This window comes from Corynebacterium hylobatis (assembly GCF_003955685.1).
Classification (GTDB): domain Bacteria; phylum Actinomycetota; class Actinomycetes; order Mycobacteriales; family Mycobacteriaceae; genus Corynebacterium; species Corynebacterium hylobatis.
This window is the reverse complement of sequence record NZ_RXHJ01000025.1, coordinates 1-16,596: the sequence shown is the minus strand read 5'-3', so window position 1 is coordinate 16,596 and position 16,596 is coordinate 1. Positions and strand designations below refer to the sequence as shown.

Below are 16,596 nucleotides of genomic sequence, written 5' to 3'. Positions count from 1 at the left end.
CCCCGTCCGGTGAGAAAATGCATTCTTTTCCAGTGTGCTGATGGGTGAAAACACTAGTAGACCCGGGCCTTTCCGTGCGCATCCTCATCCGTGGGAACCGTGGCCTTCGCCACCGGGTTCAGGTCAGGATGCCGGGTGCGGGCGGCCCGCAGGCCGTTGGCGATGACGATGACCTCGGCCACCTCGTGGACCAGGACCACCGCCGCCAGTCCCAGCACGCCGGTGATCGCCAGCGGGAGCAAAACGATGATGATCGCCAGGGACAGGACGATGTTCTGGTTGATGATGGCCCGTCCCCGGCGGGCATGGTGCAAGGCACGGGGGATCAGGCGCAGGTCATCGCCGGTAAACGCCACGTCCGCGGACTCGATGGCGGCGTCCGAGCCCTTGGCACCCATGGCGATGCCGATGTCTGCCGAGGCCAGGGCGGGGGCGTCGTTGATGCCGTCGCCGATCATCGCCACCGGACCCCGCTCATGCAGGTCAGCCACGGCCCGGGCCTTGTCCTCCGGGCGCAGCTGCGCACGGAAGTCCTGGATGCCGGCCTCGACGGCCAGGGCCTGGGCGGTGCGGGTGTTATCGCCGGTGAGCATGGTGATCCCGAAGCCTTCGGCAGTCAGGGACCTGATGACCTCGGGGGTTTCGGGGCGCAGTTCATCGCGGACCCCGACTATCCCGACGGGTTGGTCGTCGCGGTGGACGATGACCACGGTCATGCCCTGTTCTTCCAGGGACTCCACCTGGGTGGCCAGAGGCCCAGGGGAAAGCCAGCGGGGGCTACCCACGGCAATCCAGGTTCCGTTGATGACTCCGGTAATGCCCTGGCCGGCGGCCTCCGAAACCTGCTGGGCGGCCGGGGGGTGGGGTGCGGCTGCGGTGATCGCCGCGGCCAGCGGATGGGTGGAGTGAGCCTCCAGTGCCGCCGCCCAGTCGAGGACCTCGGCCCGGCTGACTCCCCCGGTGGTGAGCACCTCCGTGACGGTGGGTCGGTTGCGGGTCAGGGTGCCGGTCTTGTCCAGGGCCAGATGCCGGATGCCGCCGAGGCGTTCAAAGGCGGCGCCGGATTTGATGACCACACCGAATTTACTGGCCGCCCCGATCGCCGAGACCACCGTGACCGGCACCGAGATCGCCAACGCGCACGGGGAAGCGGCCACCAGGACGACCAGGGCACGCTCGATCCACACACCGGGATCACCGAGCAGGGAACCGATGGCGGCCACGAGGATGGCCAGGATGAGGACCCCGGGCACCAGGGGGCGGGCCAGACGGTCAGCGATCCGGGCCCGTCGGCCCTTGTCGTTCTGGGCCTGCTCCACCAGCTTGACGACGGTGGTCAGGGAGTTGTCCGTGCCGGCGGCGGTGGCCTTGACCTCGAGGGCGCCGGAGGTGTTGATGGATCCGGCCAGCACCGCATCGCCGGGCCCGACTTCGACGGGGATGGATTCACCCGTGATCGCCGAGACATCCAGGCTGCTGTGACCTGAGCGGACCACCCCGTCGGTGGCCAGGCGTTCCCCGGCGGCCAGGCGCAGAATGTCCCCGGGGACGAGGTCTTCGACCTGTACGGTGCGGGCACCCCCGTGAGCAGCGACGATCGTGGCGGTCGAGGGGATGAGGGTCAGCAGGGCGCGCAGGCCCGAACGGGCCTTGTCCATCGCCTTATCCTCCAGCGCCTCGGCGATGGAGTAGAGGAAGGCCAGGGCGGCGGCCTCCTCAATGAATCCCAGCAGGACCGCACCGGTGGCGCTGATGGTCATCAGCAACCCGATACCCAGCTTTCCCCGGGTAAACAGTCCCGTGAGGGCCCCGGGAACGAACTGGGAGGCACCCAGCAGCAGGGAGACCCAGAACAAGGCGGTGGCCACCAACCCGGCCCCGGGGATAAACCACTCGAGGATCAGGCCGAGGAGCAGGGTCAGTCCGGAAGCCACCGGGATGAGGATGGCGCGGTCACGCCACCACGGGGTGGGCTCCTCATGGTCTCGGGTCGCGGTGGCCGTGGCGGGCGCGCAACAGGCGTCCATTGTTCTACCGCCCCTCTGTAGCGTCGCAGCAACCCTCAACCGGGCAGGACGGGTCCAGGCACGGTGCGCTTTCATCCACGGCCAGGGTGGTCTCCAGCAGAGCGGTCAAGGCCTGAGCCAGGTGGGCATCAGCAATGTCATAGCGGGTGCGCCGCCCCTCTGGCTCGGCGACCACGATCCCGCAGTCCCGCAGGCACGTCAGGTGATTGGAGACGTTTGAGCGCGTCAACCCTAGTTCCCGGGCCAGTTGCGCCGGATAGTTCGGGGCATCGAGCAGGGACAACAGAATCCGGGACCGCGTGGGATCGGCCATGGCACGACCCAGGCGGTTCATCACATCGAGACGGGAAACAATGGTCAGCATAGGCTGACCGTACAGTGGTGAATGACTAATCCGCAAGCATCCCCCGGCGGGGTCGTCCTCGGGTACCGGGCCAGCATCAGGTGGGGGTCCTGAGACATATCCGGAGGCAGGAAGAGGGGCCCGTGGCATGGCACATCTGCACGGGAGGACGTACCGGGTGCCTCTTTCACTCTTTAACGCGCGTCACGACGTCGGACGACCAGGACACCGGCACCGGCGATGGCCCCGAAGACGGCCAGTCCCACGAGGGTCGGGACTATCAGATCGCTCCATCCGGAGGTGTCTTCCTCGGCGGTGTTCTCGGCAGCGGGGGTCTCCTCCACCGGCTCGGCGTCACCCGTGGTGGCAGCGGCCGCGTCGCCGGCGACGGTGAAGGTGGTTGAGCTGCGGGTGGCGTGGCCGTCGGAGGAGAGGATCTGGAAACCCACGGTGTAGTCGCCTGGTCCACCACTGATATCCGCCGGCAGGTCGAGGGTCACCAGTCGATCCTCGATGGTCGGCTCACCACTGAACAGGAGGTCACCGGAATCCTGATCGGTGATGGCCACGGTGCTGAAACCCTCCTGGGGAAGCCCCGAGAACTCCAGTTCGATGCTGCGCGGGAACTCCTCGACCACCTCACCGTCGGCGGGATTGCCACCGATCACCGAGTCATGCGCGAGGGCAGCCGGGGTGGCTACGACACTCAGGGCACCGACCGCCACCACAGCGGCGATGACACGACGAGGGGGCATGGGGGAGATGATCACGAACGTCCTCCTGGACTGGGCTGATTCTTCAACCGGATGTGAGCGACTAAGGCACCTGCTTGCGGGAGGCACTAAGGGACTGGTCGGAACGGACGGGGGGAAAGTTCCCGGCCACGCCGCCTTCACCGGGTGTTGTTCTTCACAGGTAGATGCACCCCTGCAGGGGGTGAACCGGGGGAAGATACTGGTCCCTGGGCAATTTACAAGAACACCAGCAGGCCCCATTAGGGTGAACCCCACGCCAGCTTCCGAACGCATCAGGAGAGCGGAGGCGGCTTGGACGGCGAAATGGACACAGATGACCCACCCGGTAAATGACACCCCCACTGCCACGGATACAACGGCGGGGAAGGCTCCCCCCACCGGGGGTCGACCACAGGAGCGGGTACGCCCCACGTGGCCGCTGTACCTGCTCTTCCTCGGTGTCGCCGGTGTCATCGGCGGGACGATCGCCTACAGCTTCCTCGGCGAATCCCTCGCGGCCCTGGGGATCCCCGACCCGGGCATCGCGACCACCTTCGGGTTGCCGTTTTTCCGCGCGGTCGGTTGGATGCTCGCTGCCCTGTCGGCCGGTTCCTTCCTGTTCTCTGCCTTCCTCATCTCCCCCCGGTTGCCCGGCGGTGATAACGCCCGCCTGCACCAGGCCTCGTTGAGTGTGGACGGGCACCTGGCCTCGCGTACCGGTGCGGTCGCGGCCCTCTGCTTCGGGCTTGTTGCGTTATTGATGATCCCGCTGGTGCTCTCGGATGTCTCCGGCACACCCCTGGCCCAGACACTGGGAATGGAAGCCCTGGTGGTGGCCCTCCAACAGGTGGCCATGGCCCAGGTGTGGCTGATCGTGGCCCTTATTGCCCTGGTCACCGGACTTACGGGCCTGATGGGCCGGGCGTGGATCACCCAACCCCTGCTCCTGCTCGGGGCGATCCTCATGATCATCCCCCTCGGCCTGACGGGACACTCCTCCTCGGGCGGTAACCACGACCACGGCACCAACTCCTACCTGTGGCACCTGATCTTCCTGGTCATCTGGGTCGGCGGGCTCATGGCCCTGCTCGCCCACGGGCGTCGCCTGGGACCTGACCTGAATATCGCACTGCGCCGCTATTCGACGATCGCCCTGGTCTCCATCATCGTCATGGCCATGTCCGGGCTGGTCAACGCCGTCATCCGCATCGAACTGAGCGATTTGTTGACCACCCGCTATGGGCTGATCATCGTCGCCAAGACCATCGGCGTGATCATCCTCGGTGTCTTCGGCTGGATCCACCGGGCCTGGGTCATCCCGCAGGTGCAGGCCGATCCCACGGATCACCGCCTGTTCCGCCGGGTCGCCATCATCGAGGTGCTTGTCATGGCCGCGGTCACCGGTATCGCCATCACCATGGGACGCACCCCGCCGCCCCCACCGCGCATCCCGAACCTCTCACAGATGGCCACCAAGCTCGGCTACGAGCTGTCCGAGAAACCCACCGCCCTCAACGTGTGGAGCATGTGGCGCTTTGACCTGCTCTTTGGCACCCTCGCCCTGCTATTGGCCGCCGGCTACCTCTACGCGGTGTGGCGCACCCGCCAGGCCGGCAGAACCTGGTCGACCACCTCCACCGTCTGGTGGCTGGCCGGATGCGTGAGCCTGCTGGTGACGATGAGCTCGGGGATCGGGATGAACATGCCCGCTACTTTCTCGGTGCACATGCTCGGTCACATGATCTTGTCGCTGGTCATCCCCATCTTCCTCGTGCTCGGCGCCCCGCTGACCCTGCTGATGACCGCCTATGACTCCGGCCCGGCCGGCCGGCCAGGCATCCATGACTGGGTGTGTGCCTTCACTCGCAGCCGGTGGGTGGGAATAATCACTCATCCGGTGGTCAACACCATGCAGTTCCTGTTCTTCTTCTACGTGATGTACCTGCTCATCCCGCTCTATGAGCTGCTGATCTCCAAGTACGCAGGACATCTGATCATGAACACCGTGCTCCTGGTCTCCGGCTGCTTCTACTTCTGGGGGATGTGTGGACCTGATCCCCTTCCGCACCGCCGCCCAGCCGCGGTCCGCCTGGGATGGCTGATCGCCTCCCTGCCGGTCCACCTGCTCTTCGGCGTCTATCTCCTCCAGCTCAACACCATCGTGGGTGAAGAGTTCTACCGCTCACTGCTCCTGCCCTGGGAGCTGGATCTGCTCGCCGACCAGCGCGCCGCCGTCCTGGCCTGGGCCGCAGGTGTCATCCCGCTGGCCTTCGTCGTTTTTCTGCTCAGCCGCCAGGTGCGGGGGAGTGGCGACAGCACCCGGGGTGTCGAGGAGGTGGCCACCCCCGACACCGGAGGAACCGGTACACCCTCCCTGTCCCCGCCCGCCAAGTAGTACCGGTGGGATTTCGCCAGGAGCGGCCGGGACGCCGCCGGTGGCTACAGTCCTGCCCGGATTGCCCCTGGCCGTGCCCGATTTCTAGGTAGGTCAGCTAGGAGCAGGCAAGAGCTCTCCGGGCACATTGGCGTCGTCCTCGCTAATCCCTGACAATCCCCGGCGATCGGGCTGTGAAGAAGGTGGAAGAAGCACAGAGTTCGTCTTCCGGCTGGATTTCTTGGGGAGTGAGACGCTAGTGTTACGTCCGTAAATAACGGAACGGTCACATTCTGGTCTCCACCGTGCATAGCGGTGGGCTGGGGTGCGGGCCAACGGACAACGACGGAAGAAGATTCATGCGACTGACGGCTCAGCGACCGGCCCGAGGGAAACACCGCAAGATCACCACCTCGCAGACCACGGGGCGCGTGGCCCTGGTGGCCGTGGCCGCCAGCGCGGTCTCCTCGGCCGGGATCGGTGGGGCTACTGCCGCCACGCTGCAGGCCCAGGATCAGGCCCCGGCATCTTCGGAGGTCGCCGCCGTCGATGTGGAGCTGGCCGCCACTGACACCGCCCTGCCCTTAGATGCGACGCAGGCGGCACCGCAGATCTTGGCGATCCCGGAGTATAAGCCGGTAGCCAACCTCGAGGAGCAGCTGGACAAGGCGGTGGAATACGCCGCTGAGCGTACCGAAGCCGCCGCTGCTGAGGCTGCCGCTGCCACGGAGGCAGAACGCCTTGCCAATGCCTCCTCCGTCGTCAAGCCGGCCGAGGGCACCTTCACCTCCGGTTTCGGTATGCGCTGGGGCAGCCTCCACGCCGGCCTCGACATCGCCAACGCGGTGGGCACCCCCATTCTCGCCGCCATGGGCGGCACCGTCATCGACTCCGGTCCGGCCTCCGGTTTCGGCCAGTGGATCCGCATCCAGCACGACGATGGCTCCATTGCCGTCTACGGACACATGGAAACCCTCGACGTCAGCGTCGGCGAGCAGGTCACCGCCGGCCAGAAGATCGCCGGTATGGGTAACCGAGGTTTTTCCACCGGGTCCCACCTGCATTTTGAGCTCTACCCCACCGGCAGCGGCGCCGTCGACCCTGCCCCCTGGTTCGCCCAGCACGGCATCACCTTCTAGTTGTACTGGCCAGCCTTTTCCAGCACCACACGTGGAATCAGGCGGACGTAGACGACCATGCCGACCAGTTCGACCAGGGTTTGGGTAACCACGACGACTGCAACCAATGTGAGGCTGTCCGGCAGGGCCAGAGCCAGGGGTAACACGACCAATGAGTTGCGAGTGGCACCGGAAAAGACCGTCGCCCGGGTTGCGGAGGCGTCCTGGTAGAAGACCCGTCCGATGAAGATGCCCAGGGGGACCATCACAACCAGGAAGATGATGTAAATCGGGATCACCCGCAACAGCGAGGGGAGATCGGTGCGTACGGCGTCGATCTGGGAGGCGACAACCACAGTGAGGGTGAGCATCAGGAGCGGCACCATCAATGCCTCCATCAGATCCATCACCTGTTGCGCAGGTCGAAACCGGGCGGCCAGGAACTGCGTGAGCGCAGCTACTGCCAGAGGCGTGACGATTAGCAGGAGGAATGCCTCGATGAACGGGGCGAGGTCGATGACCTCAAACAGTTCCGGGTCAACGAACATCCCCAAGTAGACCGGTAGCAACAGCATCTGGAGCAGCATCAACAACGGGGCCGCGGCTAACAGCCGATCATGCGCGGCCCTGGCCAGCCCGGAAAAGACAATGACGTAGTCGATGCACGGGGTCAACAACACCAGCAGGACACCCAACAATAATGCCTGGTCGTCGGCGACGAGCCGGGAGAGGACATAGACCACGACGGGGACGATAAGGAAGTTCAACACGAGCAGACCTGCCAAGAAGCGGGCGTCGCGCAGCGCATGGCCGAGTTTGGTCAGCGGCACGCTTAAAAACGTGGCGTAAAGCAGTGCCATCAATACCGGATTGATGGCCACCTCAAAGGCCGCTGCGGTGGCGGGGACGGTCAGGCCGATGACGGCACCGGCCCCCAGCGCAATGAGATGCAGCGGGATCTGCCACCGTTCCAACCAATCGAGCACGAACATCCTCTCTGAGAAACAATGATAGGCACGTCAATAGCACAGTCCCCGGGTGCCAGCGGGCCTGTGCACAGACTAGCTTCCTCTGGAGCCCTCCCTTCCCTGGAGACCAGGCCCAACGGTGTCCACGGTGATAATTGTTCTAGAGGTACTGGCAGATCGCGGTGGGATCACAGGTCTCCGGGCTGATCGCATCCGCCCGGTCGCGCAGTTCGCGGACGGTATCGCGCAGGTCCTGCAGATCAGTGAGTTGTTGGTCCAGGTCCGCCAATCGGTCATCGAGCAGGTCAGACACGTGCCGACAGGGCGCGGTGCCGTGGTCGCGGATCTCCAGGACCTGGCGGATCTGCGCCAAGGTCAGACCGGCGGCCTGGCCGCGGCGAATGAAGTCGATCCGGGCGAGGGTATCGGCGGAACTGTCGTAATAGCGGTAACCGTTGGCGGTGCGCTCAGGTGCCGGGAGCAAGCCAACGTCCTCGTAGAAGCGCAGCGTCTTGGTGGTAGTACCACCGGCCTGCGCCAGTTCTCCGATGAGCATGAACTCCCCTCCCGGTAGTTGGTGGGCCTGTGGACGCTGATAATGGGAGTACGGGACCGGAACCACCGGAATGACCCACCTATGGACTGGCCACAGTCTGACTGTGTGCCTTTGTCAAGATTTGTCTTCCAGGCCGGTTCTGGCCCCGCACCGTGGGTCTGGTGATGTGGTCATGACCTCATAGGAGCGTGACTTCTCACCATGGCCACCCCGGCAGGTGCCATAGTAGTAGTCCCATCAGCGTCTTGTCTGCCCGACATCTCGGATCCACGGCCGTACGTAGTGCCCCTCCTGTCGAAAGAGACGTCCATGACAATCACAGGTATCCCCCTCCCGTCCATCCCTGTCGCCGGTGTCGACACACATACTGACACCCACACCGTCGCTGCCGTCGCCGCTACGGGCCAGCATCTGGCCACCGCAACTTTTCCGGCTACCACCTCGGGCTATGCACAGCTGGCGCTGTTTCTGCACACCCATGGTGTCGATACCGTGGGAGTGGAAGGAACCAACTCCTACGGGGCAGGATTAACGCGACATCTCGTCGACGCCGGCTATGCGGTCGTCGAGGTGCTGCGCCCCAGTCGCGCGGTTCGTCGGCGCAACGGCAAATCAGACCCAGTCGATGCCCTGGCTGCCGCTCGGCAAGTCCTCACCGGGGAAGCGTTGAGTATCCCGAAAGATTCGACAGGGCCAGTGGAATCATTAAGGACGCTCTACATCACCCGGAAACAGCTCGTGGCAACGACCGTGAGAATCATGAATACGATCAAGTCGTTGCTGATCACCGCCCCCGATGACATCAGGGCCCGCTACAGCAGCATGACCAATCACGCCATGGTCCTTGCCCTGTCTCGTTGCCGGCCGCAAGCTGACGATCACGCCCCGGCGCATGCCGTTGTCTCCAGCCTGAAGATTCTGGCCGCCACCTATCTTCAGGTGCGTGAGCGATGCGATGACCTGGAAGCCCGGATCAGTGCTCTTGTCTCAAGCATCAACCCGTATATCAGCAACATGGTTGGCAGCGGCCCGCTGATCGCCGCTGAACTGATCGTCAGCATCGGTGAGAATCCGGAGCGTATCCCGTCCGAAGCGGCCCTGGCACAGCTATGTGGGGTAGCGCCACTGCCGGCGAGTTCCGGGCGAACCACCCGCCACAGGCTCAACCGTGGCGGGGATCGGCGGGCAAATTCAGCTCTGTACCGAATCGCGGTAGTTCGCATGGGATGTGACCAACGAACCAAAGACTACGTGGCTAAACGCACTGCGGAAGGACTGTCGAAGAAGGAGATCATTCGCTGTCTCAAGCGGGCCATCGTGCGCGAGGTTTACCGCGTGGTGTGCGCACAGTCCAGCCGGCCTGAGCCCAGGGATCTGCGTCGCCCAGACTTAAAGCAACGTCGTCAGGCCCAGCACCTGACTCAGGCAGAGGTTGCGGGCCGTCTTGGGTGCGCTCCTGCCAGAATCAGCGATATTGAAACGGGAAAACGCCCTTTGACGGAATTAGCCGCTGCCTACGAAAATCTTCTCCAAAGCGCTTGACACACTATAGGAGCATCTTGACCTTACCGTGCACTGGAAGGTGCATCCTGGACCCAGACAGTAACTAAAGGAAAGGTGATGGGTCATGAGTCAGGACTATGAGGTTGATCTGGCGGTGATCGGCTCAGGCGGTGCGGCGATGTCCGCGGCGATCGCTGCTCGCCAGGCGGGGCATACGGTGGTTCTCATCGAACGCGGCACGCTCGGGGGGACGTGTGTGAATATCGGGTGTGTTCCCTCGAAGGCCCTGCTGGCCGCGGCGGCCGCTCGTGACGACGCAGCCAGCAATCCGTTTGCCGGGGTGTCGACCACGGCCGGACCGGTCGACCTGGCCGCAATGGTGGGGCAGAAAGACAATCTTGTTTCCCAGTTGCGGGAGACGAAGTACGCGGATGTGGCCACCGCCCATGGTTTCGAGATCCGGGAAGGACATGCCCGTTTCCTGGACTCCGAGACCTTGCTGGTCGATGGTCAGCCGCTTCGGGCTCGGGCGTATCTGGTGGCTACCGGGGCCCAGCCAGCTACCCCAGCCTTGTCGGGGTTGTCGGAGGTGAACTGGTTGACCTCGACCACGGCCATGGAACTGTCCGAGGTCCCGGACTCCCTGGTGATCATCGGGGCCGGGTATGTCGGTCTGGAGCAGGCTCAGCTCTTCGCCCAGCTCGGTGCCCGGGTGTCCTTGGTGGGGCGCCTGGCCCCGCGGGCGGAACCGGAGCTGGCTGACCGGTTGCGCGAGATCCTCATCGACGACGGCCTGTCGGTGGTCGAGGAGTACGCAGTAAGCGTCGGCGCGGATGCCGGGCAGGCGGTGGTGACCACCACCTCCGGACGGCAGGTCCGGGGGGACCGGCTGCTGGTAGCCACAGGACGGGCGGCGACCACCGACGGGCTGGACCTGGCCGTGGCCGGCGTCGAGGTCGACGAGCGAGGTTTTATTAACGTCGACAATCATCAGCGCACCTCGAATCCGCGGATCTGGGCGGCCGGGGATGTCTCCGGGGCCCCGCAGTTCGTCTACGTCGCCGCAGCCACCGGCAGAGTGGCCGCCCTCAACGCCCTGGGTAAGCGCTCGGCAGCACAGGTGGACTACACGGGCCTGCCCGCAGTGGTGTTCACCCGCCCCCAGCTAGCCTCCGCCGGGTTAAGCGAAGCCCAGGCCCACGCCCAGGGGGCGGCGTACGACTCCCGCGTGCTGGACCTGTCGGAGGTTCCCCGGGCACTGGTCAACCACGACACCCGCGGAGCGGTCAAGATCGTTGCCGACGCGGCCACCGGCACCGTTCTAGGGGTGCATGCCCTGGCCGACGGGGCCGGGGAGCTTATGCTGGCCGCCACCTACGCCATCAAGGCCGGTATGACCGTTGATGACCTGGCCGACACCTGGGCACCCTACCTCACGATGGCCGAGAGTCTTCGGCTGACCGCCGGACTGTTTCGCAACCAGATGCCCACCTCCTGCTGCGCCTGATCACCTCCCTTTTCCATCGGCAGTGAACACAGGGCCCATGACACAAACCCCTTTCGCGCGGACCACGGTCACCTGTCGATACCGAAGGGGAAACTCAGTTGTCGGCCGTGGAAATCAAAGTGCATTGTCGGGTAGGCGTGAAGGTGCTGTTGCAAGTAGGAATTTCGGCTTACTCTCTATTCGTTAGCAGGCGGCTTACGATAGGCAGCGGTGTCACCGATGAAACCCTAGGAAGGCGCCACCCAGATGGCATCAGCCTGCTCTGGGGTGAGGAGGACCACTTTCCCGTCGGCGTCTTTGATAAGAATTCTGTCTTGGTGTGGGTCAGCGGCCGCAACATTCACTAAGGCGCCCGGAACTATTTCCTGCTTCCGGAAGTAGGTCAGCTGGGCCGGGTCAGCGTCAGAGATTCGGATGATTTCATAGTTACCCGGAGTGGCGTGGGTGAGCAGGGTGGCGTCGAGAGAGCGGGAGATGTGCCCGGCAGTGGTGGGGATGGGATCACCATGTGGATCCACGGTGGGGTTCCCGAGGAAAGCGTCGATACGCTCGATCAGGGTATCTGAGGCAGCATGTTCGAGTCGTTCGGCCTCGTTATGGACCTCCTCCCACGGATAATCCAGGATGGTGGCGAGGAATGTCTCAAGCAGTCGGTGCCTGCGCACCATTGCGATGGCGTACTTCTCCCCCTGCTCGGTGAGCATGACGGGTTTGTAGGGTTGATACTCCACGAGCCCCTGGGCCGCCAACCGCCTGACCGTGTCCGAGACGTTGGGCATGGTCGTGCCCATCCGTGCGGCCAAGGCAGTGGCAGTGATGGGTGGGCCACCCCACTCGATGGCCGCCCAGATCACCTTGAGATAGTCCTGGGCCACCGGCGTAATCTCACTCAGTTCCATGGATTTACGCTACCGGAGACCACAGCCAGTCAGCCCTGACCGCTGGCCAACAGTCCGATGAGGGTGAGATTCAGCGACACAATCAGGACGACCACCACCCAGGACACCACCTGCAACGGAATCCGGATGGCAAAGCCGCCCATGAGTGTTCGATCACTGCTCAGCACCACCAGCGGGATCAGGGCGAAAGGGATACCCAGACTCAGGGCCACCTGGGAGAGCACCAGCGCCCACGTCGGCTCCACCCCGGCGGCGATCACAACCAAAGCCGGGATCAGTGTGACCACTCGCCGCACCATCTGCGGGATCTGTCGGTGTAGCAATCCACCCATGATCGTGGATCCGGCGTAGCAGCCCACCGAGGTGGACGCCAGCCCGGAAGCCAGCAGCCCGATACCGAAGGCCACTCCGACTACCGGGCCCAGCGTGGCGGTGATCGCTGCGTGCGCCCCGTCGATGCTGTCGGTGCCGGAAACCCCGTTCAAGTTACCGGCAGCCAACAACAGCATCGCGATATTGACTGATCCGGCCACCAGCAGCGACAGGAGGACGTCCCACCGGGTGACACTTAGCAGACGCGGTAATCCCTCGGGCGCGATGTTGTCACCGTGGCGGTCTCGGGCCAGGGAAGAGTGGGCGTAAATGGTATGGGGCATCACGGTGGCCCCGAGCATGCTCGCGGCCAGCACCACTGTCGAAGTCCCCTCAAAGCGCGGGACAACCCCAGCCAGCGCCTCCCCCCAGGAAACGGTGCCGATGAACATGCCCGTGAGAAAACCGGCGGTGATGATCACCAGCAGACCTACTATGACGAACTCGAAAGGACGCTGACCGTGTTTGGATTGGATGGCAAGTAGCAACATCGATACCAGCCCAATGAGCAAGCCTCCCACCAACAACGGTAGACCGAAGAGAAGGTGCAGGGCGATCGCCCCACCGATCACCTCGGCCAGGTCCGTGGCCGCGGCCACTGTCTCTGCCTGCGCCCAAAACATCAAGCGCCGCCCCCGGGGCAGCCGTTGCCCCAGCAACTCCGGCAGGGAATAGCCCGTGACCAACCCGAGCTTGGCTGAGAGATACTGCACGAGCATCGCCATAACGTTGGCGACCACCAGCACCCACACCAGCAGATACCCATACTGCGCCCCTGCTGTGATATTCGCCGCGACGTTACCCGGATCCACATAAGCTACCGCAGCCACGAAGGCCGGGCCTAGCAGCCAAGGCAGAGGCTGCCGGCTTACCCGTCGCCCACCCGGTGCCCTTTGCACCGCTTGGTCCGGGTCGTCCCAGACTCCACTGAGCTCGATAAAAGGCTTCATAAAAGTTAAGCTACACGAACTTATACTCTCGGAGGGCAAATTTGGTGCTGCTGCAGAATTGAGGGAGAACCGGAAAAAACCAGCTTCCATCTCCCGAGAGTGCCGTTTGGCGACAGTGTCAGGCCACCTCGAACACTTCGCCCCCAATCACCACATCCCGGTGTCGGGCACTTGTTCCCGGTTCGGGCGCCTCGGCCCGGCCGGAGGAACAGACAGTCCCCGAGGAGGGGGATGACTGGATCATCCAGGCCAGGTGCCGTGGAGGTGATCCCGATGCCCTGTTCGTGCGCGGCGCACGGCGGTGGAGCCCCGCCGGGTGGAGGCGCTGAACAACCGGGAGGAATACGGCGTGTGGGGTGGGCTCACGGAGCGTCAACGTCGCGTCCTGCTGCACAACCACCCCCATATCGAGAACTGGGTGGGTCACCTCACGGCCACAGGCGAACTCATCAGTCGCTGACAGCTCTCATCCCTCGGAGTTGGGGCCACCGGACATCCCCCGGGGAACGTTCACCCAAGGGAGTGAAGGCTCAACGCCACCAAGAACCCCCGGGTGGCATCAGAACAGCCCCTGGGCGAGGAAGCACCCCTAGGGTCGGGGAGTAATTCGACTGCCAGCACTGGCCCCATGACGCAAACCCCCTCTCGCGCGGCCCACCGTCACCTGTCGGTGTCGAAGGGAAAACTCAGCTGTCGGGCGTGGAAATCAAAGTGCAGCGTTGGATAGGCGTACACATCCGCCACGGTCATCACGGGGGTGAAAAAAGGATCCCAGCGGGTTGGAAACGCCATCCGCAGTGCCAGGGAGTCCTCGGATTCTTTCTCCAGGCTGACGGCCAAAGTGGTGGTGATCCGGCGAAGTTTCCGGGCCATGCGGTGGCGGTTGTAGACCCGGGCCGCAGCCCGTGAGCCCCAGTAGTTGACCCAGTCGAAAGGGCGGGTACCGGCAGTGAGCAGACGCGCGAAGGCGATATTGAGGGGGTCGGGTAGATGGCCGAAGAGTTTGACCAGGGGCAGGAGGCTGCGGGCCACCATGTAGCCGAACACCATGTGAAACAGCAGGTCCTCATTGGTCCAGCGGGTACCCGCACTGCGACTACGCAGCTCCAGGTCCCCGGCTTGGGCGAGGAGGTCTTCCAGCTCCACGCAAGCCCCTCGGTATCCGTCGATGATTTCGGAACGGTCCATTCTCACCACCTTCTGCCGGACGGGGTCCAGGGTGGGTCTTCCCGTCGACCTCAATCATCGCACCGCACCCGTGCTTCAGACCAGGTGCTTTCCTTCCTGGGTACTGAGACACTCTTTCCACGCGGCTCAAAGGGTCGTGGGTGAAGGGTTTCCCGTCTCAGAACTACGTCTAGGACCCACCTCACGAAGTACTACTAGTCCTGCATGGTGTTCAGGGACCACACAGTGGCGTAAGGGGTCTCCTCCCCGTCGGCGTCGAGGCCGATCTGGGCAGAGGAGATCTCCACGACCATGAGACGGGGGCGGGGGTCGCCCTCAATGAGCGGGTCGACGGATCCGGGCATCTCCACCTGCTCGGCGTCATAGGGGCCGTGCAGCTGCTGGTCGTTGGCCGCCGGATCGTCGTAGATCATCAGCAGCTGCCAGTCGTGGTCGTGGATCGCCTCCGGGATCTCCAGGACCAGGGTGTCGTCCGGTCCCACCGGCAGATTGGGGACCTCCCCCTCCGGGCACTCCAACCCAGGTTCACACACGAGGTAAGGGGAGACCTCGATGGAGGCGTCACCCACGCGGGCGGTCACGGTGATGTCCTGCGGTGCGGGGCCGGGCCGGTTGTTCCACCAGTTCTGGGCGAGGACCGCGGCGAGGATGATGATCACCACGGCGATAAGGAGAGTGAGAAACTGCAGCAGCGACCTCTGCCGCGCCTTCTTGGGGGTGGACATGACTCCTCACCCTACTGGGTAGGGATGAGCTCGAGCTCGTTGAGCCCTTCCTGCGGGACCCGCCAAGCGTCACCGGGAAGCGGTCGATCTCGGCGAAAGTGTCCGGGTCGAGCCGGCGGAGGGTGTGGGTGCCGTCAGACATGATCAGCTCCCCGCCGGTCGAGCACAGACCCCAACCTCTGCGTCTCCTGCGACGCGTTGACCATGAAAGTGCGCGAAGGCGGACACGTGGTGAAAGCCGCCGTAACGCTCGCCACCGGAGTCAACGCCGAAGGCTACCGCGCACTCTTTGGTATGCACGTCGCCATGAGTAAGTCGGTGGCCTCCTGGACCAGGTTCTTCCCCGACCTCAAAGCCTGCGGTCTAAAAGAGGGCCTGGCACTCCGTTTATCGATGTAAGTGACCAACTGGGATTTCACCCTGAAATAGCAGCCAAGCGCACACAATCGGCCTCCCTGAGGGGAAGTCAGGAAACCGTGAGCGTTTCAGCTTGGTTGAGCGGCGATACCTTATATATAGCGTCGATTGTGCGAAGTCTCTGTGAGGCGCGGGCTATCCTCCACGAGGGAAGCATCAGTTGCCTCTAAGCAGTTTTCGCCCGTCCTCCCGCAGCTCCCCCGTCGGAGACACATGTCGGTAGAGCGTCTGGCGGGTGATGTCGAGTTCCTTGCACAAGGCTGCAACGTTGGTTTCGGGCTGCCCCATCGACGCCATCGCCAGACGCACCTTCGCCGGAGTCATCTTGAACGGCCGTCCCCCTTTGCGTCCGCGGGCCCGCGCGGATTCCAGGCCGGCTTTCGTGCGCTCAGAGATCAACTCGCGTTCGAACTCAGCCAGTGCGGCGAAAATCCCGAAGACCAACTTGCCCTGCGCCGAAGTCGTATCGATGGCTGCGCCCTGACCGGTGAGCACTTTCAGCCCCACCCCACGGGCGGTGAGGTCGTGGACGATGTTGACCAGGTGGCGCAGATTCCTGCCCAACCGGTCCAGCTTCCACACCAGCAACGTGTCACCGGCCCGGAGTGCTTTCAGACACGATGCTAATTGCGGACGGTCCTCCTGCTTACCCGACGCCATGTCTTCATACAGATGACCCGGATCCACCCCGGCGGCGATGAGGGCGTCGCGTTGCAGATCGGTGGTCTGCGACCCGTCCGACTTCGAGACCCGCATATATCCAATCAGTGCCATAGTGCTATCCCATCACTTATACGATCGTTTACGTGACACTCCCGACTGACATGTTCACACCTGTGACTTGCAGCTTCGTTTGGCGGTTTTTCCGCGGCTTCGAATGGCGGTTCAGTCGACGCCGATGGCAACACCTGGATA

General features: G+C 63.9%; 15 protein-coding genes and 2 pseudogenes. 6 read left to right on the top strand and 11 right to left on the bottom strand.

Features of this window, described 5'->3' with window-relative positions:
* Positions 1-53: 53 nt before the first annotated feature.
* From EAH68_RS13920 to EAH68_RS13910, 3 genes are all read right to left on the bottom strand, one after another.
* Entirely contained in the window at positions 54-2,027 is a 1,974-nt protein-coding gene (locus EAH68_RS13920) for a heavy metal translocating P-type ATPase (protein WP_126121947.1), read from the bottom strand.
* Between the two features lie 4 nt (positions 2,028-2,031).
* Entirely contained in the window at positions 2,032-2,391 is a 360-nt protein-coding gene (gene cmtR / locus EAH68_RS13915; RefSeq protein WP_126121946.1) for a Cd(II)/Pb(II)-sensing metalloregulatory transcriptional regulator CmtR, read from the bottom strand.
* 173 nt (positions 2,392-2,564) lie between these two features.
* Positions 2,565-3,140 carry a copper resistance CopC family protein gene (locus tag EAH68_RS13910; protein ID WP_126121945.1) on the bottom strand — a complete coding sequence of 192 codons (576 nt, stop codon included), beginning with the start codon at positions 3,138-3,140 and terminating at the stop codon, positions 2,565-2,567.
* Between the two features lie 298 nt (positions 3,141-3,438).
* Here EAH68_RS13910 and EAH68_RS13905 point away from each other — a divergent pair, with 298 nt between their 5' ends.
* Together EAH68_RS13905 and EAH68_RS13900 are read left to right on the top strand one after the other, a co-directional pair.
* On the top strand, positions 3,439-5,499 hold the full coding sequence (locus EAH68_RS13905; RefSeq protein WP_126121944.1) for a bifunctional copper resistance protein CopD/cytochrome c oxidase assembly protein: 2,061 nt from the start codon (positions 3,439-3,441) through the stop codon (positions 5,497-5,499).
* 338 nt (positions 5,500-5,837) lie between these two features.
* Positions 5,838-6,617 carry a M23 family metallopeptidase gene (locus EAH68_RS13900; protein WP_126121943.1) on the top strand — a complete coding sequence of 260 codons (780 nt, stop codon included), beginning with the start codon at positions 5,838-5,840 and terminating at the stop codon, positions 6,615-6,617.
* On the opposite strand, the gene EAH68_RS13895 is transcribed toward EAH68_RS13900, so the two are convergent.
* Positions 6,614-7,582, bottom strand: a complete 969-nt coding sequence (locus EAH68_RS13895) for an arsenic resistance protein (RefSeq protein WP_126121942.1) — start codon at positions 7,580-7,582, stop codon at positions 6,614-6,616. The two genes, EAH68_RS13900 and EAH68_RS13895, sit on opposite strands and share 4 nt — an antisense overlap.
* Before the next feature lie 142 nt (positions 7,583-7,724).
* Positions 7,725-8,120, bottom strand: coding sequence for a heavy metal-responsive transcriptional regulator (locus EAH68_RS13890; RefSeq protein ID WP_126121941.1), 396 nt, complete (start codon positions 8,118-8,120; stop codon positions 7,725-7,727).
* A gap of 309 nt (positions 8,121-8,429) precedes the next feature.
* On the opposite strand from EAH68_RS13890, the gene EAH68_RS13885 reads away from it, so the two are divergent.
* Positions 8,430-9,662, top strand: coding sequence for an IS110 family RNA-guided transposase (locus EAH68_RS13885; RefSeq protein WP_126121940.1), 1,233 nt, complete (start codon positions 8,430-8,432; stop codon positions 9,660-9,662).
* Between the two features lie 85 nt (positions 9,663-9,747).
* Complete coding sequence (gene merA, locus EAH68_RS13880; RefSeq protein ID WP_126121939.1) at positions 9,748-11,130, top strand: mercury(II) reductase; 1,383 nt, start codon at positions 9,748-9,750, stop codon at positions 11,128-11,130.
* Positions 11,131-11,357: 227 nt separating this feature from the next.
* Here merA and EAH68_RS13875 read toward each other — a convergent pair whose 3' ends face one another.
* Together EAH68_RS13875 and EAH68_RS13870 are read right to left on the bottom strand one after the other, a co-directional pair.
* On the bottom strand, positions 11,358-12,029 hold the full coding sequence (locus EAH68_RS13875; RefSeq protein WP_126121938.1) for a metal-dependent transcriptional regulator: 672 nt from the start codon (positions 12,027-12,029) through the stop codon (positions 11,358-11,360).
* A gap of 29 nt (positions 12,030-12,058) precedes the next feature.
* Entirely contained in the window at positions 12,059-13,351 is a 1,293-nt protein-coding gene (locus EAH68_RS13870) for an Nramp family divalent metal transporter (protein ID WP_206436426.1), read from the bottom strand.
* Positions 13,352-13,590: 239 nt separating this feature from the next.
* Between EAH68_RS13870 and EAH68_RS13865 the strand changes: the two are divergent.
* A pseudogene (locus tag EAH68_RS13865) lies at positions 13,591-13,811 on the top strand (WhiB family transcriptional regulator).
* 200 nt (positions 13,812-14,011) lie between these two features.
* Here EAH68_RS13865 and EAH68_RS13860 read toward each other — a convergent pair.
* The 3 genes from EAH68_RS13860 to EAH68_RS15185 all read right to left on the bottom strand — a co-directional run bounded on the left by EAH68_RS13860 (position 14,012) and on the right by EAH68_RS15185 (position 15,406).
* On the bottom strand, positions 14,012-14,539 hold the full coding sequence (locus EAH68_RS13860; RefSeq protein ID WP_126121937.1) for a DinB family protein: 528 nt from the start codon (positions 14,537-14,539) through the stop codon (positions 14,012-14,014).
* 194 nt (positions 14,540-14,733) lie between these two features.
* Positions 14,734-15,207 (bottom strand): DUF2771 domain-containing protein, encoded by a 474-nt coding sequence (locus EAH68_RS13855; protein ID WP_439647639.1) that lies wholly within the window; start codon positions 15,205-15,207, stop codon positions 14,734-14,736.
* Complete coding sequence (locus tag EAH68_RS15185; RefSeq protein WP_439647638.1) at positions 15,101-15,406, bottom strand: hypothetical protein; 306 nt, start codon at positions 15,404-15,406, stop codon at positions 15,101-15,103. The genes EAH68_RS13855 and EAH68_RS15185 overlap by 107 nt, the downstream gene beginning before the upstream one ends.
* A gap of 41 nt (positions 15,407-15,447) precedes the next feature.
* Here EAH68_RS15185 and EAH68_RS13845 point away from each other — a divergent pair.
* Positions 15,448-15,636 (top strand): annotated as a pseudogene (locus EAH68_RS13845) (transposase); the annotation flags it as partial.
* A 201-nt stretch (positions 15,637-15,837) separates the two neighbouring features.
* Here EAH68_RS13845 and EAH68_RS13840 read toward each other — a convergent pair.
* Entirely contained in the window at positions 15,838-16,455 is a 618-nt protein-coding gene (locus tag EAH68_RS13840) for a recombinase family protein (protein ID WP_126121935.1), read from the bottom strand.
* Between the last annotated feature and the right edge of the window lie 141 nt (positions 16,456-16,596).

Bases quoted from the DNA above. Each gene is read 5' to 3' on its own strand.
- EAH68_RS13920 (WP_126121947.1), bottom strand. From the start codon at position 2,027: ATGGACGCCTGTTGCGCGCCCGCCACGGCCACCGCGACCCGAGACCAT.
- cmtR (WP_126121946.1), bottom strand. From the start codon at position 2,391: ATGCTGACCATTGTTTCCCGTCTCGATGTGATGAACCGCCTGGGTCGT.
- EAH68_RS13905 (WP_126121944.1), top strand. From the start codon at position 3,439: ATGACCCACCCGGTAAATGACACCCCCACTGCCACGGATACAACGGCG.
- EAH68_RS13900 (WP_126121943.1), top strand. From the start codon at position 5,838: ATGCGACTGACGGCTCAGCGACCGGCCCGAGGGAAACACCGCAAGATC.
- EAH68_RS13890 (WP_126121941.1), bottom strand. From the start codon at position 8,120: ATGCTCATCGGAGAACTGGCGCAGGCCGGTGGTACTACCACCAAGACG.
- EAH68_RS13885 (WP_126121940.1), top strand. From the start codon at position 8,430: ATGACAATCACAGGTATCCCCCTCCCGTCCATCCCTGTCGCCGGTGTC.
- merA (WP_126121939.1), top strand. From the start codon at position 9,748: ATGAGTCAGGACTATGAGGTTGATCTGGCGGTGATCGGCTCAGGCGGT.
- EAH68_RS13875 (WP_126121938.1), bottom strand. From the start codon at position 12,029: ATGGAACTGAGTGAGATTACGCCGGTGGCCCAGGACTATCTCAAGGTG.
- EAH68_RS13870 (WP_206436426.1), bottom strand. From the start codon at position 13,351: ATGAAGCCTTTTATCGAGCTCAGTGGAGTCTGGGACGACCCGGACCAA.
- EAH68_RS13860 (WP_126121937.1), bottom strand. From the start codon at position 14,539: ATGGACCGTTCCGAAATCATCGACGGATACCGAGGGGCTTGCGTGGAG.
- EAH68_RS15185 (WP_439647638.1), bottom strand. From the start codon at position 15,406: ATGTCTGACGGCACCCACACCCTCCGCCGGCTCGACCCGGACACTTTC.
- EAH68_RS13840 (WP_126121935.1), bottom strand. From the start codon at position 16,455: ATGGCACTGATTGGATATATGCGGGTCTCGAAGTCGGACGGGTCGCAG.